This window comes from Nocardioides sp. CFH 31398, from assembly GCF_022436705.1.
GTDB lineage: Bacteria > Actinomycetota > Actinomycetes > Propionibacteriales > Nocardioidaceae > Nocardioides.
In genome coordinates this window covers 207250-229615 of sequence record NZ_JAKUHT010000012.1, presented here as the reverse complement: position 1 = coordinate 229615, position 22366 = coordinate 207250, and the positions used below count along the sequence as shown (strand labels likewise).

The window sequence follows — 22366 nt, the reverse complement described above, 5'->3', positions numbered from 1 at the left end:
TCCGACCTCACGCGACCCGCTCCGCGTCGAGCACCCGGTCGGAGACCTCCGCCAGCAGCGGGGCGTCGTGGGAGACCACCAGCATCCCGACGCCCCGCTCACGGGTGACGGCCAGCAGGTCGCGCCAGAGCGCGGCCTGGGTGAGCGGGTCGAGGCTGGCCGAGACCTCGTCGGCCACGAGGTAGCGCGGCGAGGCCAGCAGGGCCCGGGCCAGGCTCACCCGCTGGAGCTCGCCGCCGCTGATCTCGTGGGGGAAGCGGTCGAGCCACGACTCCTCCACCAGCCCGGGCTCCGCCCGCCCGGGCGGCCCGGCCTCCGCGAGCACCTGGCCCACGCGCCACCGCGGGTTCATCGCAGCGAACGGGTCCTGCGCCACCAGCTGGACCGGCCGGGGGCCGCCCCGGTGCCGGGCGAGGTCCGCGCCGTCCACCACGACCCTCCCCCGGGCCGGGCGGTGGATGCCGCAGGCGACGCGTCCCAGCGTGGTCTTGCCGCACCCGCTCGGACCGACGAGCCCGACCACCTCGCCGGGGTCGACCGTCAGGCAGGCACCGCGCAGCACCGGGTCGCCCGGTCGGTGGGCGAACCACACGTCGTCCAGCTCGAGCATCAGCGACCTCCGATCGTCGGCGCGGTGAACCCGTGGCCGGGCAGCGCGCGCCACAGCGCCCGCGTGTAGGGGTGCACGAGGCGGCTCCCGTCACCCGTGAAGTCGGCGACGGCGGCCTCGTCGACGGTCCGCCCCCGCTCGCAGACCATGACGCGGTCGGCCACCGTGAGCGCGCCGCGCAGCTCGTGGGTGATGAGCAGGACGCCGGCGCCGTCGTCCGCGAGGCGCCGCAACCCGCCGAGGGCCTCGGCGACGGCCGCGGGGTGGAGGCCGGGCGTCGGCTCGTCGGCGATCACCACGGACGGGCGGCCCATGGCCGCCATCGCACCGATCACCCGCCGGGCCATGCCTCCGGACAGCTCGTGCGGGTAACGCCGGGCCACCGACGGGTCGAGACCGCGCCCGGTCAGCGCCGTCGCGGCCGCGGTCCGGGGCGCGGCCCGCCCGGCGAGGACGGCGGACCGGCGGACCTGCGCACCCACCGACGCCGTCGGGTCGAGGGCCGAGACCCCCTGCGGCAGCAGGACGACCTCCCGCCCGGCGAGGCGCCGACGCGCGGCGTCGTCCAGCGGCCGGCCGTGGTGGCGCACCGAGCCCGAGGACACGGCGTTCGGGGGCAGGACGCCGAGCACCGCCTGGCCGAGCAGGCTCTTGCCCGCCCCGCTGGCGCCGATCAGCGCGACCACCTCCCCGGCGCCGACGACGAGGTCCATGCCCCGCACCGCCTCGACGACGCGGCGCCGCAGGCCACGCTCGTACTGCACGAAGGCGACGCGCAGGTCCTCGACCTGCAGCAGGGGCCCCCCGGACTGCTCCTGACCGCTCACAGGTGGTGGCTCCTCGGGTCCAGCAGGGCGCGGGCGGACTCCCCGATCGTGTCGACGAGCTTCACGACCACGAGGAGGGCCAGCCCCGGCAGGAGGGCGAGCCACCAGTAGCCGGCCGACAGCGACCGCATGGCCTCGGACAGCATCACCCCGATCGCGGGCAGGCCCGGGTCGATCCCGAGACCCAGGAACGACAGGGACGCCTCGTGGAGGATCGCGTGGGGGAACATCAGGACCGTCCCCACCGACAGCTGCGGCAGCAGGTGCGGGACGAGGTGGCGTCGGGCGACGTACCCGCGACCGTGGCCGAGCCCGCGCGAGATCGCGACGTGGTCGGACCCCGCGACCTCGCGGGCCACCGCGGTCAGCACCAGGGTCAGCCGGGGCCAGTGCGTCACCGCGATGGCGAGGACGACCGCCGTCGTCCCGCCGCCCAGCGCGAAGGTCAGCAGGATCAGCAGCACGAGGTGGGGCAGGGCGAGGAACAGGTCCACCAGCCAGGTCACGACCGCCTCCCCCACCCGGCCGCCGGCGACCGCCACCAGGGCGAGCACGAGGGCGATCGCACCGGAGCCGAGCGCGGCCGACGTGCCGACCACGAGGCTGAGGCGCAGGCCGACGAGCGTCCGCTCGAGGACGTCGCGGCCGAGCCGGTCGGTGCCGAACGGGTGGTCCGGCGAGGGGCCCTCGTTGCGGGCGGGCAGGTCCGTGTCCCCGGCACCGCCCGACACCAGCGCCGCCGCGACGACCAGGCCGACCACCAGGAGGACGGCGACGCCGAGCCAGACCAGGGTGCGGGTACGTCGGCCGCGCCCGGGGAGCACCACGTCGCCGGGGCCGCCGTCCAGCGCGAGGTCATCGGTCGTCCTGACCAGGAGGCTCATGCGGCGAGCACCGCCGCCCGCGGGTCGACCACGCGGCCGAGGACCCGGCCCACGGCGTTGCCGACGAGCACGACCAGGGCGGTGACCATGGCGATCCCCAGCAGCAGCGGGACGTCCTGGCGCAGCGCCGCCTGCGTCGTCGCCTCCCCCAGCCCCGGGTAGGTGAAGACCTGCTCCGCCAGCAGCGAGCCCCCGAAGAGCTCGCCGATCGTGGCGAACTGCAGGACGACGGCCGGCCCGGCGGCGTTGCGCAGCACCCGGTGCAGCACCAAGCCCCACCCGCGCTCCCCCTGGGCGCGGGCGAAGGCGACGTGGTCGCTGGCCATCGCCTCGACCACGGCCTGTCGCGTGTGCAGCAGCACGGGCGAGACCCCGACGAGGCTGAGCGTCGCCGCGGGCAGGAGCAGGTGGTGCAACCGCTCGCCGACGGTGGCCTCCCCGGGGAGCGTGCCGGACGGCACCGCACCGCCCACCGGCGTCCAGCCGAGGGAGACCGAGAACAGGTAGAGCAGCAGCAGACCGACCCAGAAGGTCGGCGCCGAGGCCAGCAGGTAGGCCCACCAGCTCAGCACGCGGTCGACGACGGTGCCCGCCCGGACGCCGGCGAGCACCCCGAGCGCGAAGCCCAGGACGCCCGAGAGCACCCAGGCCGTCGCCATGAGCGCCAGGCTGGCCGCCGCGCGGTCGGCGAGGACGACGGCGACGGGCTCACCGAAGATCTGCGACTCCCCGAGGTCACCGGTGAGCACGTTCCCGGCCCACGCCGCGAACCGCTCGAGCGGCGGGTCGTCGAGCCCCCAGCGCTCCGCGATCTGCTCACGCTGCTCCGGCCCGATCGCGGCGACGTCCGCGCCGACGTAGGCCTGCACCGGGTCGACCGGCGAGGCCGCCATCAACCAGAACGAGCCGACGACCACCGCGACCAGCAGCGAGACGACGCGGGCGAGGCGGAGCGCCGTCCGGGCCACAGGGGTCGTCAGCACCGCCAGGACCACTCCGTGATGTTCGCCGTGATCGGCCAGCCGTGGCCGTGCGGCTCGACCTGCGGCGTGCCGACGTCCAGGCAGTCGTCGGTGAGGTAGGTGTGCTCGAGGTTCACCAACCACGCCCAGGCCGCGTCGGCGGGGGCGGTGAACCCGTTGCCCTCGGCGTCCAGCTGCGCGGCGCGCCACTGCTCGTTCGCCTCCGCCTCGTCGGTGGCGCGCATGGCGGCGTCGAGGTGGGCGTCGACGGCCTCGTCCTCGTAGAAGCCGGGGTTGTAGTACTCCACCCCGGCCATCGACGAGTGGTAGAGGTTGTACATCTCCGTCGGGTCGTGGCTGCCCCAGCCGAACAGCACCGGGTCGGTGTGGAGCCGGCGGTCGATCTCCTCCCACGACACGCCCTCGGGCACGATCTCGAGGCCGGCCGGCTCGACCATGTCGGCGACGGCGAGGGCGAGGCCCTGGCGCAGCGAGTCGTCGGCGGAGTACAGCAGCGGGAACGACGCGCGGACGCCGTCCTTCTCGCGGACGCCGTCACCGTCGGTGTCGGTCCAGCCGGCGTCCTCGAGCAGTCGTGCGGCCTCCTCCGGGTCGGCGTCGGTGATGCCGGCGTCGGTGTTGGCCCACGGGGTGGAGTCGGCGGGGCCGATGGCGGGCGAGCCGTACCCCTCGAGGATGCCGTCGACGAGCGCCTCGCGGTCGACGGCGACGTTCACCGCCCGGCGGACGGCGAGGTCGGCGGTCACGTCGTTGCCGATCGCCAGCCCGTCGTCGGTCCGCTCACCGGTGTCGGGCACGGTCGGGAGGACGACGCCGCGGTTGTCGACCGACTCGACCACCGTCCAGTCCATGCCGTCCACGGTCTGCGTGGCCAGGGTCGACGGCAGCCCCGCCATCTGGACCTCGCCCGCCCGGGCGGCCGCCAGCGCGCCGTCCTCGTCGGCGAAGGAGAACACGACGCGCTCGAAGTCCGGCACCTCGCCGTAGTAGTCGTCGTTGCGCTCGACCACCAGCTGCTGGCCCCGCTGCCAGTCGACGAACGTGAAGGGCCCGGAGCCGACGGGGTTCGTCGCGTAGTCGTCGCCGTGCGCGTGCTCGGGCACGATGCCCAGGCTGACCAGGCGGTTCACGAAGGCGCTGCGCGGCTCGCTGAGCGTGAGCTCGACGGTGTCGTCGTCGACGGCCGTGGCGCCGTCCAGCGCGGTGACGTCGGTCAGGCCGCCCTGCTCGGCGGCGGTGGCGAACGTGTAGGCGACGTCGTCGGCCGTCAGCGGCTCGCCGTCGCTGAAGGTCACGTCGTCGCGGATGTCGACGGTCCAGGTGAGTCCGTCGTCGCTGACGGACCAGTCGGTGGCGAGGTCCCCCTCGATCGCGAGGTCGGCGTCGCGGCGCAGCAGGGTCGACTGGAAGAGGGGCGAGCCGTAGCGGCCCCAGCCGAGCGTCGGGTCGTAGCCCTCCTCCGACTCCCCGCCCAGCGCCAGCCGCAGCTCCGTCGGGGTCTCCCCCGCTGCCATGCCACCGCCGACCGCCGTCTCACCGCCGCAGGCGGTCAGGGCCGCCATCCCCAGCACGGCCGTCGCCGCGATCCCCACGAACCTCACACCGAGCCGCCTCTCGTCCGTTGTTGCAAGCGATACGCAACAAGGACCCTAGCCGGAGGCCCCGACGGGTCACCCCTCCGACCGGGCAGTCACCGGTGGTCGAGGTGCGCGGGCCGCCGGGCCCGAGCCTCGGAACCCCGGCCGGCAACCGGCGCACCGGGTCTCGAGGTGGTTCCTGAGGAGCCGAGGCACGAGGCGTCTCGAGGGGCTGTTCGTCTCCTGCGTCGACTCGTCACACCTCAACCGGCGTGGGCGGGCGGACCGTTCTCCAGCAGGTCGACGAAGCCCGCCTCGTCGAGGACCGGGACGCCGAGCTGCTCGGCCTTGTCGGCCTTGGAGCCGGCGTTGTCGCCGACGACCACGAAGTCGGTCTTCTTCGACACCGACCCGGCGGCCTTGCCGCCCCGGGCGAGGATCGCCTCCTTGGCCGAGTCCCGGCTGAAGCCCTCGAGCGAGCCGGTCACGACCACGGTCAGGCCCTCGAGGGTGCGCTCGACGGACTCGTCGCGCTCGTCGGCCATCGACACCCCGGCGGCGGCCCAGGCGTCGACGATGCGGACGTGCCACGGCACCGAGAACCACTCGATGACCGCCTCGGCGATGGTCGGGCCGACCCCCTCGGCGTCGGCGAGCTGCTGCTCGGTCGCGCCGCGGATGGCGTCCATCGACCCGAACTCCTGTGCCAGGGCCCGGGCCGCCGTCGGGCCGACGTGACGGATGGACAACGCGACCAGCACCCGCCACAGCGGCACCCGGGTCGCCTTCGCGAGGTTGGCGAGCAGCCGCTCACCGTTGGCCGAGACGACCCTGCCGTCGACGGCCCGGTCGGCCTCCGTCCTCCTCGCCGCCCGCGTGAAGAGCCCGGTGCGGAGCAGCGCCGTCTCGTCGAGGTCGAAGACGTCGCCCTCGTTGGCGATCACCCCGGCGTCGAGCAGTGCGACGGCGGCCTCGTAGCCGAGACCCTCGATGTCGAAGGCGCCGCGGCTGGAGACGTGGAAGACGCGCTCGCGCACCTGCGCGGGGCAGTGCTCGTGGTTGGGGCACCGCCGGTCCCGGTCGCCCTCCTTCTGCTCGTACAGCTCGCTGCCGCAGGCGGGGCACTCGGTGGGCATCACCCACTCGGGCAGACCCTCGGGCCGCAGGTCGAGCACCGGACCGACGATCTCGGGGATCACGTCGCCGGCCTTACGGAGCACGACGGTGTCGCCGGGGCGGACGTCCTTGCGCTTCACCTCGTAGGCGTTGTGCAGCGTCGCCTTCTCGACGGTCGACCCGGCGACCTTCGTCGGCTCCATGCGCCCGAAGGGCGACACCCGGCCCGTCCGCCCGACCTGGACGTCGATCGCGAGCAGCTTCGCGTTGACCTCCTCGGGCGGGTACTTGAACGCGATCGCCCACCGCGGCGCCCGGCTGGTCGAGCCCAGCCGCCGCTGCGCGGAGACGTCGTCGACCTTGATGACGATGCCGTCGATCTCGTGCTCGACGTCGTGCCGGTGCTCGGCGTAGTAGGCGATCATCTCGCGCGCACCGTCCAGCCCGTCGACCACCTTCGCGCGCGACGACACCGGCAGCCCCCACGCCGCGAGCGCCTCGTACGCCGTCGACTGCGACACCGCGCCGAACCCCTCCCGCGCCCCCAGGCCGTGGCAGACCATGTCGAGCGGACGGGTCGCGGTGACCCGCGGGTCCTTCTGGCGCAGCGAGCCCGCGGCGGCGTTGCGCGGGTTGGCGAAGGGCGGCCGACCGGCGTCCACCATCGTCTCGTTGAGGCGCTCGAAGGCCGCCGTCGGCAGGAAGATCTCGCCACGCACCTCGACCAGCGCCGGCACCGGGTACTCGTCGGTCCCCGTCAGGCGGTGCGGCACGGTCTTCAGCGTCTTGACGTTGGGCGTGACGTCCTCGCCGGTCCGGCCGTCGCCCCGCGTCAGGGCCCGGGTCAGCCGGCCGTCGGTGTAGAGCAGGTTGATGGCGAGGCCGTCGACCTTCAGCTCGCAGAGCAGCGCGGGGTCGTCGACGCCCTCACGACGCAACCGGTCGTGCCAGGTGAGCAGCTCGTCCGCGGTGAACGCGTTGTCGAGGCTCATCATCGGCTCGAGGTGGTCGACCGCCGTGAAGTCGGTCGAGACCGCCCCGCCGACCCGCTGCGTCGGCGAGTCCGGCGTCCGCAGCTCCGGATGGGCCTCCTCGAGCTCCTCGAGGCGCCGCATCATGCGGTCGAAAGCGGCGTCGTCGACGGTGGGGCTGTCCAGCACGTAGTAGCGCCACCGCGCGTCCTCGACCTGCTCGACCAGCGCACGGTGCTCCCCGCGCGCGTCGGCCCCGGCGTCCTGCACCTCGCTCATGCCCACATCCTGCCGTGCCCCACCGACAGCCCGACCGTGCACGGTCGGGACGCCGCTCACCTCCCGGGCAGCGCCACCCACTCGTCCCAGGTCAGGTCGCGACCGACGTACCGGGGGTGCTCCAGCGGCCAGTCCTCGGCGATCCAGGAGGGCACGAAGGCGTCGAGGGTGGCCTCGAGGTCGGAGCCGACGTGCTCGTCGCGGACCCACCAGGAGATCTCGGCGTCCGCCTCGCCGACCTTCTCCGGCGGGTCGACGTACACGCAGCCGACGAGCTCGGTCTCGTCGGCGTCGAGCAGGGCGTAGTTGAAGGACGACTGCCTCGCTGCCTCGTCGGCGTGGTGCTGCAGGTCCTCGCGGTCCTGCTCCGCCGTCATGTGCTCCGGCGGCCACCCCCAGGCCCTGCCGTAGATCGACCACAGGCGCTCGCGCGAGCCCATGACGGCGGGCATGTCGAGCTCGGTGTCGTCGGGACCGATCGGCCGCAGGTGGTGGGTCTCGGTGACCTGGACCCGCGACGGGTGCCGCCAGGTGGAGGGGAGCCAGGTGGGGGTCCCGGGCGTGGTGTCGTCCATGACCCCACCGTGGCCGCACCCCCTGGTACCGCGCTGGCAGTCCGCTGGCAGCTGGCGTCCGTCGTCCGGGGCCGTGGCGGTGACGCGGATCACTCCCCTCCCCGTCGGGTACGAGGCGCGGCTCGTCGCCACCACCGGAGGTGCCCGTGTCCAGACCCCAGCCAGCCACCCACCAGGCCTCGTCGTGCTGGCGTCGGTGAGCGCCTGGTCCCGCCACCGGACGTCGACAGCGGACGACTGGGACCGGGTGACGCTCTCGCGCCGACGCGGCCGGACGACGACGAGCGTGGTGCTGCCCGCCCGCGACGAGGCGGCCACGGTGGGCGACATCGTCACCCGGATCCGCCGCGAGCTCGTCGAGCGCTGCCCCCTGGTCGACGAGCTCGTCGTCGTCGACTCGGGCTCCTGCGACGACACCGCCGCGGTCGCCCGGGCGGCGGGGGCGACGGTGGTGCGGCAGGAGGACGTCGCCCCCGAGCTCGGGGACCGTCCGGGCAAGGGCGAGGCCCTGTGGAAGTCGCTGCTGGTCACCCGCGGCGACGTCGTCACCTTCGTGGACGCCGACCTGCGCGACTTCGACCCGCAGTTCGTCGTCGGGCTGCTCGGTCCGCTCCTCGACGACCCGGCGGTGCAGTTCGTCAAGGGGTTCTACGACCGGCCCCTGCGCTCCGGCGAGTCCGTGATGCCCGCGGGCGGCGGACGCGTCACCGAGATGCTCGCCCGGCCGCTGCTCGCCGCGCACTACCCGGAGCTCGCGGGCTTCGTGCAGCCCCTGGCCGGCGAGTACGCCGGTCGCCGGGGTCTCCTCGAGCGGGTGCCGTTCGTCTCCGGCTACGGCGTCGAGATCGCCCTGCTGGTCGACGTGCTGGAGAGCGCCGGGCTGCACGCGATGGCCCAGGTCGACCTGGGCCGGCGCGTCCACCGCAACTCCGACGACGCGGCGCTGGGCCGCATGGCCTCGCAGGTGTACCTGGCGCTGCTCTCCCGCCTGGAGCGCCACGGTGGCGCCGTGCTCGCCCGCCCGGCCGCCACCACGCTCACGCAGTTCCGACGGTGCGGCGACGGCTTCACGCCGACCGACGCCGACGTCGCGGTGACGGAGCGCCCGCCGGTGTGCACGGTCGCCGGCGGCGGCCCGCGCAACCTGGTGGAGGCGCCGTGAGCCTGCGCGTGCTGATGAACGCCGGGCCGTGGCTGCCCGTCCCGCCCCGCGGGTACGGCGGCATCGAGTCCGTGGTCGCGACCCTCGTCCCCGAACTCCGGGCCCGGGGCGTCGAGGTGGTGCTGGCCACCGTCGGGACCAGCACCCTGCCCGCGGACGAGGTCCTGCGGCCGCTGGCCGAGGGCAGGCTCGCGTCGGTGGCGGCGCCGTACAACCGGGTCGCCGGGATCGCGCACGCCCACATGGGCGGGGTCGCGCGGTGGCTGCGCGAGCACGAGGTCGACCTCGTGCACGACCACCTCGAGGTGGTCGGCCCCGCGGTGCTGGGCGCGATGGGCCGGACCGCTCCTCCCGCCCTCCAGACGCTGCACTGGGACCTCGGCAGGCACCGGGACTTCTACACGTCCTTCGAGGGCGACGGGCGGGTCCGCTTCGCCGCCGTCTCGCGCGACCAGCTGCGACGGGCCCCCGCGAACCTGGCCCGCCAGACGGCCGGGGTCGTGCCGCTCGCCGTCCCCGACCCCCCGACCGCCCCCGGCCCGCGGGGCGAGCACGTCCTCGCCCTCGCCCGCATCACCGCCGACAAGGGGCAGGACCTCGCCGCGCTCGCCTGCCACGCCGCGGGCGTCCCGCTCGTCCTCGCCGGGCCGGTGGCCGGGTTCGACGGTCCCGCCGAGCTGGAGCACGGGCTCGCGGTCGACCCGGGGCTCGCCGGTCACCCCGACGTCCGGTTCTGGCTCGACCACGTCGCACCCCTCGTGGACGGCGAGCTCGTCCGGTGGGTCGGCGGGGTCTCCGGCGAGCAGAAGGAACGCCTGCTCGCGACGGCTCGCGCGCTCCTGACCCCGGTGCGCTGGCCCGAGCCCGGGGCGACGTCCGTCGGCGAGGCGCTCGTGCGCGGCGTCCCCGTCGTGGGCACGCGCTGCGGGGTGCTGCCGGACCTGGTCGCCCACGGCACCACCGGGTGGCTCGCCGACCCGCCGGGACCACCCGGCCAGGACCCGTCGACGTCCGTCGCCGAGCTCGGCGACCTGCTCGGCGCTCTCGACGACCTCTCCCCCGCGGCCTGCCGTCGCGCCGGGGAGGCGTGGAGCCCGGCGACGATGGCCCAGGCCTACCTGGACCTGTACGCCCGCGTGCTGGCGGACGCCGCGTGACCCGCGTCGTGCTCGTCGGTGCCGGCGGGGTCGGCCAGCGGCACGCCGCCGTCCTGGCCGGTCTGGACGGCGTCAGCGTCGAGGCCGTCGTCGACGCCGACGCCGACGCCGCCCGACGTCTCGCCGAGACCTGCGGCGCCCGCGCGGTCGCCGAGGTCGCGGTCGCCCTGGACGAGGTCCGCCCCGACGCCGTCTACGTCTGCGTCCCACCCTTCGCGCACGGCGAGCCCGAGCGCGCCGCCCTGAGCCGCGGCATCCCGTTCTTCGTCGAGAAGCCGCTCGACGTCGACCTCGAGGTCGCCGAGCTGGTGGCCCGCGAGGTGGACCGCCGCGGTCTCGTCACGGCCACGGGCTACCACTGGCGCCAGCTGGACACCGTCGCCACGGCTCGCGACCACCTGGCCCGGCGACCCGCTCTGCTGGCGACCGGCACCTGGCTCGACAAGCGACCCCCCGTCGGGTGGTGGGCGCACCGTTCCCGCTCGGGCGGGCAGGTCGTCGAGCAGGTGACCCACCTGGTGGACGTCGCCCGGGTGCTGCTGGGCGAGGTGGAGGAGGTGCACGCCCTCGGCGCCCGCCGACCGGCGCCGGGCGGCACGGACACCGGCGACGTCGACGACGCGACCGTCGCCGTCCTGCGGTTCACCTCCGGGGCGGTGGCGTCCCTCGCCGCGACGTCCCTGCTCGAGGTCAAGCACGAGACCACCCTGCGCCTGGTGGGCGAGGGCCTGGTGGCGGAGCTCTCCGAGACCGCGCTGTCGGTCCAGGAGGGCCTGGGGGCCCCGCAGGTCACCTCGCCCCGTGTGGATCCGCGCGTCGAGGTCGATCGTGACTTCGTGGCGGCCGTGCGCGGGGAGCGGGACGCGACCCGGGCGCCCTACGCGGACGCGCTGCGCACCCACCGGGTGTGCGTCGCGCTGGCGGGCTCCGCGGCGTCGGGTCGACCGGTCCGGGTGAGCGGGGCCGGCCGATGAAGCGGCGCACGCTCGTGGTGCCCGAGCCCGGCCGGGTGGAGGTCGTCGAGGAGGACCTCCCTGCCGTCCCGCCCGGAGGGGTCCTGCTCGAGACCCTGGCGAGCGGTGTGTCGGCCGGCACCGAGCTCACCTTCGTCAAGGGTGACCACCCGGGTCTGCACCGGCGGCACGACACCGAGCTGGGGCTGTTCCTGACCACCGCGCCCGCCACGCCGTACCCGGTCGGGCGGCTCGGCTACATGGAGGTGGGCCGGGTGGTCGAGAGCCGGGGGTCCGGCTTCACCGAGGGCGAGCTGGTCGCCGCGGCGTACGGCCACTCCACCGCCCACGTCGCGGACCCCGTCCGCGAGCACCTGGTCGTCCTGCCGCCCCACCTCGACCCCCTGCTCGGGGTCTACGTGGCCCACCTCGGCCCGATCTGCGCCAACGGGCTGCTGCACGCGGCCGCCGAGCTGGCCGGCCCCGTCCCCGCCCGGCTCGGTGACGGGGTGCAGGGCCGACGGGTCGCGGTCGTCGGGGCCGGGCAGATCGGGTTGCTGGCCGCACTCTTCGCCCGCGAGGCCGGGGCCGCCGAGGTCGTGGTGCTCGACGCGGACCCACGGCGGCGGGCCGTGGCCTCGGCGCTGGGCTTCCTGCCGCTCGACACCGACGGCGCCGACGACGACGGCGCCGGCGACAGCGACCCGGCACGGATCGTCAAGACCCGCTGGCGCCACGGCCCCTCCGACCACGGCGCCGACGTCGTGCTGCAGTGCCGGGGGCGCCCCGGCGCCCTCGCCCTCGCCCTGCGCCTGTGCCGGCCCCAGGGCGTGGTGGTGGACCTGGCCTTCTACACCGAGGGCGCCGGGGAGGTGCGGCTCGGCGAGGAGTTCCACCACAACGGCCTGAGCCTGCGGTGCGCCCAGATCGGTCGGACCCCCCGTGGCACCGCGGGACACTGGGACCGGCACCGGTTGTCGGTGGAGACCGTGCGCCTGCTCGACGCCTGTGGGCCGCAGGTCCGTCGCCACCTGGTCACCGACGTCGTCGCCTTCGACGACGGGCCCCGGCTCCTGCTGGACGTCGCCCACCGGCGTCGGCACGTCGTCGGCGCGGTCCTCGTGCCCGACCCGTCCGGGGTCGACGGCCCCTGACGCACGCGGCCCGGACCCCGTGCGGGGTCCGGGCCGCGTGGGGCGGTGTGCGGCCGACTCAGGCGTCGCCGGCGTCCGTGGCCACCAGCGAGCGGGAGATGGCGTCGATGAAGGCCGGGATGTCGTTCGGGTTCCGGCTGGTGATGAGGGTGCCGTCGACGACGACCTCCTCGTCGACCCACTCGGCGCCCGCGTTGCGCAGGTCGTCCACCAGCGAGCTGTAGCTGGTGAGGCGACGGCCCTTCGCGAGGCCGGCCGAGACCAGCAGCCACGGGGCGTGGCAGATCACGGCCAGGGGCTTCCCCGCGGCGGTGGCGTCCTGGACGATCTTCTGGGCGGTCTCGTCGGTGCGGATCGTGTCCGCGTTCACCGTGCCGCCCGGCACCACGACGGCGTCGACCGAGGCGACGTCCACGTCCGCGAAGGTGCCGTCCACCTCGACCTTCTGCGTCGGGTCCGTGTCGCCCTCGACGGCCTGGATCGGGTCGGTCGAGGTGGAGTAGACCTTCACCTCGGCACCGAGCTTCCTCAGCTCGTCACGGGGCTGCACGAGCTCCGCCTCCTCGAAGTGGCTCGTCGCGATGATGGCGATCCTCTTGCCGGTCAGGTCGGCCATGGCAGTCCTCTCGGTGGTCGTGCGTCAGCTGGTCGGGGGTCGCCCTCGGGGTACCCGATGGTCTAGACCGCATCGTCACGAACTCGTCACGGATGGGTTCGCTTCCCTGGTCCGGCGCCGATCGTGGTCTATCTTTCCCACCGTCCGGCCGATCGTTGGACTCGTACGACGTCCCACACCGTCCAGCACTGCTGTCGAGTCACCTGGAGGACCGTGACCGTTCAACGCCCCCACCGCGAGCCCTGCGACCTGCACGGCCTCCGGCTCGTCCGCGAGGTGGCCCCGTGACCGGTCTCCCGTTCGGCGAGTGGCTCTCCCAGAACCAGCTCGACATCATCTTCCGCGTCCAGCAGCACTTCCTGCTCTCGATCTACTGCGTCGGCCTCGCCGCGCTGGTCGGGCTCACCATCGCGCTGCTGACCTACCGCTACGTGACGCTGCCCAACATCTCCATCGCCGTCATCGCGATCCTCTTCACGATCCCGTCGGTGGCCATGTTCGGCTTCGTGTTCTCCCTGACCGGCAACGCCCTGCTGACCCTGATCCCGGTGGTCGTGATGTACGGGCTCCTGCCGATCACCCGCAACGCGATCGTCGGTCTCCAGGCCGCCGACCCGGCCGTCATCGACGCCGCCAAGGGCATGGGCGTCGGCTCGTTCCGGATGCTGTGGCAGATCCGCTTCCCGATCGCCTGGCCCGTCATCCTCGCCGGCCTGCGCGTCTCGACCCAGCTGACCATCGGCATCCTCGCGATCGCCGCCTACGTCACCGACTTCGGGCTCGGGATCTTCGGCTTCAACGCCCTCAACAACCTGGGGTCGGTCAACACCGGCAACCAGGCCCTCGCCTGCGTGATCTTCGTGGCCGCCGTCGCGCTCTTCTTCGACGCCGTCTTCGTCCTCGTCCGCCGCTTCACCACCCCGAGAGGTGTCCGTGTCTGAGCAGACCATCGAGAAGTCCAGCTCCGGGTCGTCGGCCGAGTCGACGCACGGGGTGCCGATCTCCCTCAAGAAGCTGACCAAGCGCTACCCCGGCACCGAGAAGGCCGCCGTCGACGCCGTCGACATGGAGATCCCCGCCGGGGAGATCGTGGTCTTCGTCGGGCCCTCGGGCTGCGGCAAGACGACGACCATGCGGATGATCAACCGGATGATCGCCCCCAGCGACGGGGTCGTGGAGATCGACGGCGAGGACGTCGCCTCCCTCAACGACACCACGCTGCGCCGGCGCATCGGGTACGTCATCCAGCAGATCGGCCTCATCCCGCACCTCACGATCGCCTCGAACGTCGCGCTCGTGCCGAAGCTGCTGGGCTGGGACAAGAAGCGCATCGCGAAGCGCGTCGACGAGATGCTGACCGTGGTCGGCCTCGACCCCGAGCAGTACCGCGACCGCTACCCCCGGCAGCTCTCGGGTGGTCAGCAGCAGCGCGTGGGCGTCGCCCGCGCCCTCGCCGCGGACCCGCCGATCATGCTCATGGACGAGCCCTTCGGCGCCGTCGACCCGATCACCCGCGGTCGGCTGCAGGAGGAGTTCCGCACCCTGCAGAAGACGCTGAAGAAGACCATCGTCTTCGTCACCCACGACTTCGACGAGGCGCTCAAGCTGGGCGACCGCATCGCCGTCCTGCGGGAGGGCTCGCAGATCGCCCAGTACGACACCCCGGAGAACATCCTCGCGAACCCGGCGGACGACTTCGTCTCCGGCTTCATCGGCGAGGGCGCGGCCCTGAAGCGCCTCTACTTCGAGCCGGTCTCGAGCGTGCCGCTGGAGCCGGCCACCGGTGCCGCGGGCGACGTCTCGGTGACGCCCGAGGACAACCTGCACCACGCCCTCGACACCATGGTCGGCAAGGGGCTCGACTCGATCCCCGTGGTCGACGGCGGCCGGGTCACCGGGTCGGTGTCGGTCCAGTCGATCCTGGCGCGCGTGGGCCGCAGCGAGGCCGGGCAGGCCCGCTGATGACCGACACCTTGGGCCCCGCGCCCGCCACCCACGCCGAGGCGGCCGCCGACGACGTCGACGTCTACGAGGGCACCGGGGGCGGCCCCCGGCCCACGCAGGCGCAGCGGATCGTCACCCCGCGCGACGCCGTGCTGCCGATCGTCCTCCTGGCGACCCTGGTCGCGCTCTACGTGTGGGTCCAGGGCCAGACCCTCGACAACATCTCCGTCAACATCCTCGCGACGGACGCGATCGTCAGCGCCACCATCGAGCACGTCTACATCGCGTTCACCATCGCCATCCTGGTGGTGCTGATCGCCGTGCCGCTCGGCGTGCTCGTCACCCGGGAGCGGACCAAGTTCCTCGCCCCGATCGTGCTCGCGGTCGCGAACTTCGGCCAGGCGGCGCCGAGCCTCGGGCTCCTGGCCCTCGTCGGCATCTACTACACCGGCTTCTGGGCCGTGGTCGTCATCCTGACCGGCTACGCCCTGCTGTCCGTGCTCCGCAACACCATCGCGGGCCTGCAGCAGGTCGACAAGGGCGTGCTCGACGCCGCCAAGGGCATGGGCATGTCGCCCATGGCCGTGCTCCTGCGGGTCGAGCTCCCGCTCGCCGTCCCGATCATCGGTGCCGGCGCCCGGACCGCCCTGATCCTGGCGGTCGCCACCGTGCCGCTGGGCGCCTTCCTGAACGCCGGCGGTCTCGGCCAGCAGCTGATCGCCAGCATCAAGACCGACCGCGCGGCGGCCACCCTGGCCATCGCCGTGATCATCGCCGTCCTGGCCCTGTTCCTGGACTGGCTGGCCGGGATCCTCCAGCGCGCGGCGACCCCGCGCGGGGTCCGCTGAGCCCACCCCACACCCGTCAGAGCCTCACGTTCACGCGTCACCACCTCGAAGGGACCACCCTCATGACCATCCACCTCACCTCGCGGCGCACGCGCCGCCTCGTCGCCGGGCTCGGCGCGACCGCGCTCGCCGTCGGGCTCGCGGGCTGCGGCCTCGACGAGGACTCCTCGGTCGGCAACCAGGTCGCCGGCGGTGACTGCAACGGGCTCGTCGCGGGCGACGACATCGACCCCGAGGGCCTCACCGACGTCCCGGTCGTCGTCGGCTCGAAGGACTTCGACGAGCAGCTGATCCTCGGCGAGCTCACCTCGCAGTACCTGTGCCTGTGGGGCGCGGACAACGAGACCGACCTGAACACCCAGGGCTCCACCGCCGCGCGCGAGAAGATCATCCGCGGCGACAACAACATCATGTGGGAGTACACCGGCACCGGGTGGATCAACTACCTCGGCAACGACGAGCCGATCTTCGACCCGGTCGAGCAGTACGAGGCCGTCAAGGAGGCCGACGTCGAGAACGGCGTCGTGTGGGGCCCGCTGTCGCCGTTCAACAACACCTACGCGTTCGCCGTGACCTCGGAGTTCGCCGAGGAGAACAGCATCGCCACGCACTCCGACATGGCGGCCTACATCGACGAGAACCCGGACGCGACCGTCTGCGTCGAGGCCGAGTTCGCCAACCGTCCCGACGGCTACCCGGGCTTCAAGCGTGCGTACGACGTGACCGGCGGTGACGAGCAGAGCCTCGGCACCGGCGTCATCTACACGCAGATCGCCCAGGGCAACTGCGACTTCGGCGAGATCTTCACCACCGACGGCCGCATCGCCGCGAACGACCTGGTGGTGCTCGAGGACGACCAGTCGTTCTTCCCGCTCTACAACGGCGTGCCCGTCACCTCCGTCGAGTACAACGACGAGCACCCCGAGGTCCTCGAGGCCCTCGCGCCGCTCGCGGAGTCCCTCACCACCGAGGTCATGCAGGACCTGAACACCCGCAAGTCGGCGGACGGTCAGTCGGAGACGCAGATCGCCAACGACTACCTCCTCGAGGCGGGCTTCGCGCAGGAGGGCTGAGCCCCACCGGCAGCACCACCACACGACGGGCCGTCCCCCTGGGGGGCGGCCCGTCGTCGTCCCCGGGGTCGCACCGGCCCCGCCGGAGCACCCGCGCCTACAGCGAGCGGGCGGCCCCGGCGAGGAGGGTGCAGGCCTGCCGCGCCGCGGCGTACGTCGCGCCCGCCAGGCCGCAGGACGGGCTGAGCGCGACCTGGCCGGACATCGCGCCCAGGTCGAGGCCGGTCATCTCGAACCACCGCTCGACGCGCTCGACGACCGCCGTCTGCGACGTGCCCGGCTCGGCGCCGGTGCCGGGCAGCACGCCGAGCACGGCCGTCGCGCCGTCCTCCAGCGCGGCGGCCAGGGCGTCGTGGCCGGTCGCGTCCAGCAGGCCGAGGTCGACGGCCAGACCACCGGCGCCGGCGCCGCGGAGCAGGCCCAGCGGCGCGTCGGGCGCGCAGCAGTGCACCCACGGGGTGCCGCCCGCCGCGGTGACCGCCCCGAGCACCTCCTCCAGCAGCGCGGAGGCCTCGGGCGGGTGGATCGTGCGGTGCCGCCCGATCCCCGACACGGTCGGCACGGCCCCGGCGAGCACGGCGGGCAGCGCCGGCTCGTCGAGCTGGACGACGACCTCCGTCGCCCCCGGCACGCGTCTGAGCACGTCGGCGACGTGGGCGCCCACCCCCTCGGCGAGGCCCTGCGCCAGCTCCCGGCGCGCCCCGTGGTCGGCGAGCAGGACGTCGCCGCGCGGGCGCTCGACGGTGGCCGCGAGGGTCCAGGGGCCGGCCACCTGCACCTTGACGGCACCGGTGAGGCCCTGGGCCTGCTCCTCCAGCGCGTCGAGGTCCTGCGCGAGCAGGCTGCGGGCGCGGCGGTGGTCGACCCCGGAGGTGCCGGGGCCTCCCCCGGTCAGGCGCCAGCCCGACGGCTGCAGGTCGGCGCCGAGCTCGGCCAGCACAGCGAGGCCGCGGCCCGTCAGCGCGGCGTGCGCGCCGCGCCCGGGCAGCTCCGGCAGGTGCGGCAGGTCGAGCTCGCCGAGCACGACACGCAGCGCCTCGGCGAAGTCGGCGCCGTCGCCCGCGGCGTCGTCGCCGGGCCAGGACCCGACGCCCGTCGACCGCGTCACGCGGGGCCGCTCACGGGGCCGCCCACCGGGTCGGTGACCGTGCCGGCGTCCAGGAGCGCGGCCTGCTCGGCCCGGTCGGTCGCGACGATCGTCGCGGAACCCACCACCCGGGTGCCGTCGTACACGACCGCCGCCTGGCCGGGCGCGATCCCCTCGGCCGGGTCGTGCAGGACGACGTCCACCCGGTCCCCCTCGACGCGCACCGTGGCCGCGTGGTCCCGGCCGTGGGCGCGCAGCTGCACGCTGCCGCGCAGGGTCCCGGCGGGAGCCGCACCGCACCACCGTGGCCGGTCGCAGGTCAGCCGGGTGACGCGGAGGCGCTCCCGCCCGCCGACGCGCACGGTCCCGGCGACCGGCTCGATGTCGAGCACGAAGCGGGGCCGGCCGTCCGCCGCGGGCCGCCCGATGCGCAGCCCCTTGCGCTGCCCGACGGTGTAGCCCCAGGAGCCGTCGTGGTGGCCGAGGACCTCGCCGGTGACGTCGTCCACCAGCTCACCGGTGCGGTGCGGTGCGGCGTCGCCGAGCTTCTCGGACAGCCACCCGCGGGTGTCGCCGTCGGCGACGAAGCAGATGTCGTGGCTGTCGGGCTTGTCGGCCACCAGGAGCCCGCGGCGCGCGGCCTCGGCGCGCACCTCGGTCTTGGTCGACCCGCCGAGCGGGAAGACGGCGTGGGCGAGCTGCGGGGCCTCGAGGACCCCGAGCACGTACGACTGGTCCTTGCCCGGGTCGACCGCCCGGTGCATCTCCGGGCCGTCCGGACCGTCCACGAGCCGCGCGTAGTGCCCGGTGACGACGCCGTCGAAGCCGAGGGCGAGCGCACGGTCCAGCACGGCGGCGAACTTGACCTTCTCGTTGCACCGCAGACACGGGTTGGGGGTGCGACCGGCGGCGTACTCGTCGAGGAAGTCCGTGACGACCCCGGCGTGGAACTCCTCGCTCATGTCCCAGACGTAGAAGGCGATGCCGAGGACGTCGGCCGCCCGGCGGGCGTCGTTGGCGTCCTCGATCGTGCAGCAGCCCCGCGCCCCCGACCGGTACGACGCGGGGTTGCGGGACAGCGCGAGGTGCACCCCGGTCACGTCGTGGCCGGCGTCGACGGCGCGCGCCGCGGCGACCGCCGAGTCCACGCCGCCGGACATCGCGGCGAGGACCCTCACGAGGCCGCCCGACCGGCCGCGCGGGCGCGGTCGACGACGGAGCCGATCTCGTCGCCGAGGGCGGCGACGTCGGCGGCGGTGGAGTCGTGGCCGAGCGAGAAGCGCAGCGAGCCCCGGGCCGCGGCGTCGTCGCAGCCCATGGCGAGGAGCACGTGGGAGGCCTGCGGCACGCCCGCCGAGCAGGCGGAGCCGGTCGAGCACTCGATCCCCCGCGCGTCGAGCAGCATCAGCAGCGAGTCGCCCTCGCAGCCGGGGAACGTCAGGTGGGCCACCCCGGGCAGGCGCTCCCCGCCCGCGCCCGGCCCGTTCAGCACGACGTCCGGGACGGCGGCCCGGACCCGGGCGACCAGGTCGTCGCGCAGCGCGGCGAGCCGGGCCGCGTGCGCGGCGCGGCGCTCGACGGCCAGGGCGGCTGCGGTCGCGAAGGCGGCGATCGAGGGGGCGTCGACCGTGCCGCTGCGCAGGTCCTGCTCCTGACCGCCCCCGTGGACGAGCGGGACCAGGCCGACCTCCCGGCGGCACACCAGCGCACCCACGCCGTACGGGCCGCCGACCTTGTGGGCGGACAGGGTCGTGGCGTCGACGCCGAGGGTGGTCAGGTCGACCTCGAGCGCACCCAGCGCCTGGACGGCGTCGGTGTGGACCGGCACGCCGTGGCGGTGGGCCAGCGCGACGACCTCCGCGAGCGGCTGGACGGTTCCCACCTCGTTGTTGGCCCACATCACCGACACCAGCGCCGCCGACGCCGGGTCGGCCTCCAGCGCGGCCTCCAGGGCGTCCAGGTCGAGGCGGCCCTGCCGGTCGACGTCCAGCAGCACGTGCTCCGCCTCGCCGGCCTCGGCCAGCCAGTGGGCCGGGTCGAGCACGGCGTGGTGCTCGGTCGCGCCGGTCAGCACCCGCCGACGCCTCGGGTCCGCGGCACGCCGGGCCCAGGCGAGACCCTTCACCGCCAGGTTGTCGGACTCGGTGCCGCCGGAGGTGAAGACGACGTCGGCCGGCCGGCAGCCGACCGCGGCCGCGAGCTGCTCCCGCGACTCCTCGACGACGCGGCGCGCGCGGCGTCCCGAGGCGTGCAGGGAGGAGGGGTTGCCGAGCCGCCCGAGCAGGTCGGTCATGACGTCCACCGCCTCGTCCACCATCGGCGTCGACGCCGCGTGGTCCAGGTAGACGGTGCCGGTCCGGTGGGTACTCATGACACCCGCCAGCCTACGACGGCGGGCTGTGGGTCAGCCCAGCCGGAGGTCCGCCGCGAGGGCGAGGTGGTCGCTGCCCGCGACGTCGTGACGTTCCGTGCCGAGGACGGCGACGCGGTCGGAGACCAGGACGTGGTCGATCTCCGCCGACCGGGGCAGGGGCACCGGGCCCAGCGAGAACAGCCCGTTGACGGGCCACGTGGGTCGCCATCCCTCGTTGGCGACCTCGGTGGCCGTGCGGAGGCCCTCGTCGTGCAGACGACGCATCGGGGCGTGGTCCATCGTGGCGTTGAAGTCGCCGAGGACGACGTCCGGCTCGGTGCGGCGCACCGCGTCGAGGATGAGCCGGTGGTCCTCCCGCCACCGTCGCGCCCCCTCGTACGGCGCGATCGGGTGGACGGCGACCATCCGCACCGGCCCGCCCGGGGCGGCGAGCGTGAACGACAGCGAGTCCAGCCTGGTGCCGAGCTGGCGCTCGTCGCGCAGGGGGTAGCGCGACAGGACGAGGTTGCCCTCGATGTCGCGCCCGGCCCGGCCCGCCCGGTGCGGCCACGTGGCGTCGGCGTCGAGGCGGTCCAGCGCCCGCTCGGTGGCCCGGGTGGCCTCGGGCAGCACGACGACGTCGGTCCTGTCCTCGCGCGCCGCGTCGAGGACGTCGGCGACCCGGCCGTCGCCCCGCAGCAGGTTCGCCGTCATCACGCGCAGCGGGGTCGCGCCGCGCGGCGGGTCCGCCTGCGCGCCCACGAGCTGCGGGGCGAACCACGCCACGTGGAGGGCGAGCGCCGCCCCGACGAGCACGGTCCCGACCCACGTGGCCCAGCGCGCCCGGCCGGCGGCCATCCGCGCCGCCGCCAGCAGGAGCACCACCAGCGCCGCGGCGTAGAGCAGCATCGCGAACGGGGTGAACGCCGCGTACTGCACGACGAGCACCCAGGGCGGGTCGCCGAGACGGGCCACGGTGAGGACGACGGCGGGCACCAGGAGCACCGCCAGCACCAGCCAGGGGCCGACCCGCCGCGTCATGGCGCCGACGGTAGCGAGGACGGGAAAACCGATCACCCTGACGGCCCATCCGCGCGGCCGAGGGTGACGAACAGACCCCATGGGACGTTGTTCCCTGTGGTGCGCCGGACGCGGTGCACCATCCTGGGATGTCCGGTGGACCGGGCATCCCGACGACTCGAAGGGATGACCATGAACCGACCGACCCGTCTGCTCACCGGCCTCGCGGCTGCCGCCCTCGGCGCCGCCGTCCTCGCCCCCAGCGCGACCGCCGCCCCGGCGGCGACCGCTGGCGCCGACTTCCGCACCTCCGCGAGCTCGGAGGCCCCCGCGGGCACCCGTGCCTACGGTGTGCTGCTGGGTGGGGCCCTGGCCAGCTTCTCCCTCGACGACCCCCGCGACGTGCAGCGCCTCGGCCCGATCACCGGCTACGAGGAGGGCGACACCGAGCTCATCGGCATCGACGTCCGCCCGTCCAGCGGCGACCTGTACGGCGTCGGCAACGGCGGCGGCGTCTACATCATCGACCCGGCCGACCAGACCGCGACCTCCGTGGGCGCGCTGACCGTGGCGCTGTCGGGCGAGCAGTTCGGCGTCGACTTCAACCCGGCCGCCGACGCCCTGCGCATCGTGTCCGACTCCTCGCAGAACCTGCGGGTCACCTTCAGCGGCCCCGAGGTGGCGACCACCGTCGCCGACGGCAACCTCAACAACGGCGCCGTCCCGCCCGCCCCGGTCACCGGCGTGACCGCCGCGGCGTACACGAACAACGACAACTCCACCCTGACCGGCACCACGCTGCTCGACATCAACCCGACCCTGCGCAACCTGGCCGTCCAGGCCCCGGCCAACCAGGGCTCGCTGTCGCCGGTGGGTGGCCTGCGCCGGAACTTCGGCCCGGACACGTCGTTCGACATCTACAGCGCCACCGACAACAAGGGGGCGACGACCGACAACTCCGGCTACGCCGTCACCCAGCGCGACAACCGTCGCCTGCTGTTCCGCGTGAACCTCACGACCGGGCAGGCCGCGCCGGTCGGCGAGTTCCCGCTCAACCGCCGCGTGGGCGACCTCGCCATCGAGCTCCCGGCGAGCACCACCCCGCTGCCCTGATCCCAGGGGGCTGACGCAGGACCCGGCACCACAGCGCGAGGGCCGGTGGGGACTCCCCCACCGG

General features: G+C 74.4%; 21 protein-coding genes. 9 read left to right on the top strand and 12 right to left on the bottom strand.

Going from position 1 to position 22366, the window contains the following annotated elements; all coding sequences use genetic code 11:
- Nucleotides 1-7 precede the first annotated feature (7 nt).
- The 7 genes from MJ876_RS12125 to MJ876_RS12095 form a co-directional block, all read right to left on the bottom strand.
- Entirely contained in the window at nucleotides 8-610 is a 603-nt protein-coding gene (locus MJ876_RS12125) for an ABC transporter ATP-binding protein (RefSeq protein WP_240236540.1), read from the bottom strand.
- A complete protein-coding gene (locus MJ876_RS12120; RefSeq protein WP_240236539.1) occupies nucleotides 610-1437 on the bottom strand; it encodes an ATP-binding cassette domain-containing protein in 828 nt (275 codons plus the stop codon). Before MJ876_RS12120 ends, MJ876_RS12125 begins: the two co-directional genes overlap by 1 nt.
- Nucleotides 1434-2321: an ABC transporter permease gene (locus MJ876_RS12115; RefSeq protein ID WP_240236538.1), complete on the bottom strand. Its 888-nt coding sequence runs from the start codon at nucleotides 2319-2321 to the stop codon at nucleotides 1434-1436. Before MJ876_RS12115 ends, MJ876_RS12120 begins: the two co-directional genes overlap by 4 nt.
- Nucleotides 2318-3304, bottom strand: a complete 987-nt coding sequence (locus MJ876_RS12110) for an ABC transporter permease (protein WP_240236537.1) — start codon at nucleotides 3302-3304, stop codon at nucleotides 2318-2320. The genes MJ876_RS12115 and MJ876_RS12110 overlap by 4 nt, the downstream gene beginning before the upstream one ends.
- A complete protein-coding gene (locus tag MJ876_RS12105; protein WP_240236536.1) occupies nucleotides 3298-4905 on the bottom strand; it encodes an ABC transporter substrate-binding protein in 1608 nt (535 codons plus the stop codon). Before MJ876_RS12105 ends, MJ876_RS12110 begins: the two co-directional genes overlap by 7 nt.
- A gap of 239 nt (nucleotides 4906-5144) precedes the next feature.
- On the bottom strand, nucleotides 5145-7247 hold the full coding sequence (ligA, locus tag MJ876_RS12100) for an NAD-dependent DNA ligase LigA (RefSeq protein ID WP_240236535.1): 2103 nt from the start codon (nucleotides 7245-7247) through the stop codon (nucleotides 5145-5147).
- A gap of 56 nt (nucleotides 7248-7303) precedes the next feature.
- Nucleotides 7304-7822 (bottom strand): GNAT family N-acetyltransferase, encoded by a 519-nt coding sequence (locus MJ876_RS12095; RefSeq protein ID WP_240236534.1) that lies wholly within the window; start codon nucleotides 7820-7822, stop codon nucleotides 7304-7306.
- A 196-nt stretch (nucleotides 7823-8018) separates the two neighbouring features.
- Here MJ876_RS12095 and MJ876_RS12090 point away from each other — a divergent pair, with 196 nt between their 5' ends.
- From MJ876_RS12090 to MJ876_RS12075, 4 genes are read left to right on the top strand one after another with little or no spacing between them, the layout of a single operon-like run.
- Nucleotides 8019-8984, top strand: a complete 966-nt coding sequence (locus MJ876_RS12090; protein WP_240236533.1) for a glucosyl-3-phosphoglycerate synthase — start codon at nucleotides 8019-8021, stop codon at nucleotides 8982-8984.
- A complete protein-coding gene (locus MJ876_RS12085) occupies nucleotides 8981-10141 on the top strand; it encodes a glycosyltransferase (RefSeq protein ID WP_240236532.1) in 1161 nt (386 codons plus the stop codon). Before MJ876_RS12090 ends, MJ876_RS12085 begins: the two co-directional genes overlap by 4 nt.
- Nucleotides 10138-11115 (top strand): Gfo/Idh/MocA family protein, encoded by a 978-nt coding sequence (locus MJ876_RS12080; protein ID WP_240236531.1) that lies wholly within the window; start codon nucleotides 10138-10140, stop codon nucleotides 11113-11115. Before MJ876_RS12085 ends, MJ876_RS12080 begins: the two co-directional genes overlap by 4 nt.
- On the top strand, nucleotides 11112-12248 hold the full coding sequence (locus MJ876_RS12075; RefSeq protein WP_240236530.1) for a zinc-binding alcohol dehydrogenase: 1137 nt from the start codon (nucleotides 11112-11114) through the stop codon (nucleotides 12246-12248). The genes MJ876_RS12080 and MJ876_RS12075 overlap by 4 nt, the downstream gene beginning before the upstream one ends.
- Before the next feature lie 58 nt (nucleotides 12249-12306).
- Here MJ876_RS12075 and MJ876_RS12070 read toward each other — a convergent pair whose 3' ends face one another.
- The gene (locus tag MJ876_RS12070) at nucleotides 12307-12864 is read right to left on the bottom strand and encodes a type 1 glutamine amidotransferase domain-containing protein (RefSeq protein ID WP_240236529.1); all 558 of its coding nucleotides are present in this window, start codon (nucleotides 12862-12864) and stop codon (nucleotides 12307-12309) included.
- Nucleotides 12865-13148: 284 nt separating this feature from the next.
- On the opposite strand from MJ876_RS12070, the gene MJ876_RS12065 reads away from it, so the two are divergent.
- The 4 genes from MJ876_RS12065 to MJ876_RS12050 all read left to right on the top strand — a co-directional run bounded on the left by MJ876_RS12065 (nucleotide 13149) and on the right by MJ876_RS12050 (nucleotide 16729).
- Nucleotides 13149-13805: an ABC transporter permease gene (locus MJ876_RS12065; RefSeq protein WP_240236528.1), complete on the top strand. Its 657-nt coding sequence runs from the start codon at nucleotides 13149-13151 to the stop codon at nucleotides 13803-13805.
- Complete coding sequence (locus MJ876_RS12060; protein ID WP_240236527.1) at nucleotides 13798-14826, top strand: ABC transporter ATP-binding protein; 1029 nt, start codon at nucleotides 13798-13800, stop codon at nucleotides 14824-14826. Before MJ876_RS12065 ends, MJ876_RS12060 begins: the two co-directional genes overlap by 8 nt.
- Nucleotides 14826-15656, top strand: a complete 831-nt coding sequence (locus MJ876_RS12055) for an ABC transporter permease (protein WP_240236526.1) — start codon at nucleotides 14826-14828, stop codon at nucleotides 15654-15656. Before MJ876_RS12060 ends, MJ876_RS12055 begins: the two co-directional genes overlap by 1 nt.
- 62 nt (nucleotides 15657-15718) lie before the next feature.
- Nucleotides 15719-16729 (top strand): glycine betaine ABC transporter substrate-binding protein, encoded by a 1011-nt coding sequence (locus tag MJ876_RS12050; protein WP_240236525.1) that lies wholly within the window; start codon nucleotides 15719-15721, stop codon nucleotides 16727-16729.
- A 97-nt stretch (nucleotides 16730-16826) separates the two neighbouring features.
- On the opposite strand, the gene MJ876_RS22245 is transcribed toward MJ876_RS12050, so the two are convergent.
- The 4 genes from MJ876_RS22245 to MJ876_RS12030 are packed head-to-tail and all read right to left on the bottom strand — an operon-like array spanning nucleotide 16827 to nucleotide 21210.
- Nucleotides 16827-17837: a methionine synthase gene (locus tag MJ876_RS22245; protein WP_240236524.1), complete on the bottom strand. Its 1011-nt coding sequence runs from the start codon at nucleotides 17835-17837 to the stop codon at nucleotides 16827-16829.
- Nucleotides 17834-18994 carry a tRNA 2-thiouridine(34) synthase MnmA gene (gene mnmA / locus MJ876_RS12040; RefSeq protein ID WP_240236523.1) on the bottom strand — a complete coding sequence of 387 codons (1161 nt, stop codon included), beginning with the start codon at nucleotides 18992-18994 and terminating at the stop codon, nucleotides 17834-17836. The genes MJ876_RS22245 and mnmA overlap by 4 nt, the downstream gene beginning before the upstream one ends.
- Nucleotides 18991-20187 carry a cysteine desulfurase family protein gene (locus MJ876_RS12035; RefSeq protein ID WP_240236522.1) on the bottom strand — a complete coding sequence of 399 codons (1197 nt, stop codon included), beginning with the start codon at nucleotides 20185-20187 and terminating at the stop codon, nucleotides 18991-18993. The genes mnmA and MJ876_RS12035 overlap by 4 nt, the downstream gene beginning before the upstream one ends.
- A 33-nt stretch (nucleotides 20188-20220) precedes the next feature.
- On the bottom strand, nucleotides 20221-21210 hold the full coding sequence (locus MJ876_RS12030; protein ID WP_240236521.1) for an endonuclease/exonuclease/phosphatase family protein: 990 nt from the start codon (nucleotides 21208-21210) through the stop codon (nucleotides 20221-20223).
- Between the two features lie 171 nt (nucleotides 21211-21381).
- Here MJ876_RS12030 and MJ876_RS12025 point away from each other — a divergent pair, with 171 nt between their 5' ends.
- Nucleotides 21382-22302, top strand: coding sequence for a DUF4394 domain-containing protein (locus tag MJ876_RS12025; RefSeq protein ID WP_240236520.1), 921 nt, complete (start codon nucleotides 21382-21384; stop codon nucleotides 22300-22302).
- Nucleotides 22303-22366: the final 64 nt, after the last annotated feature.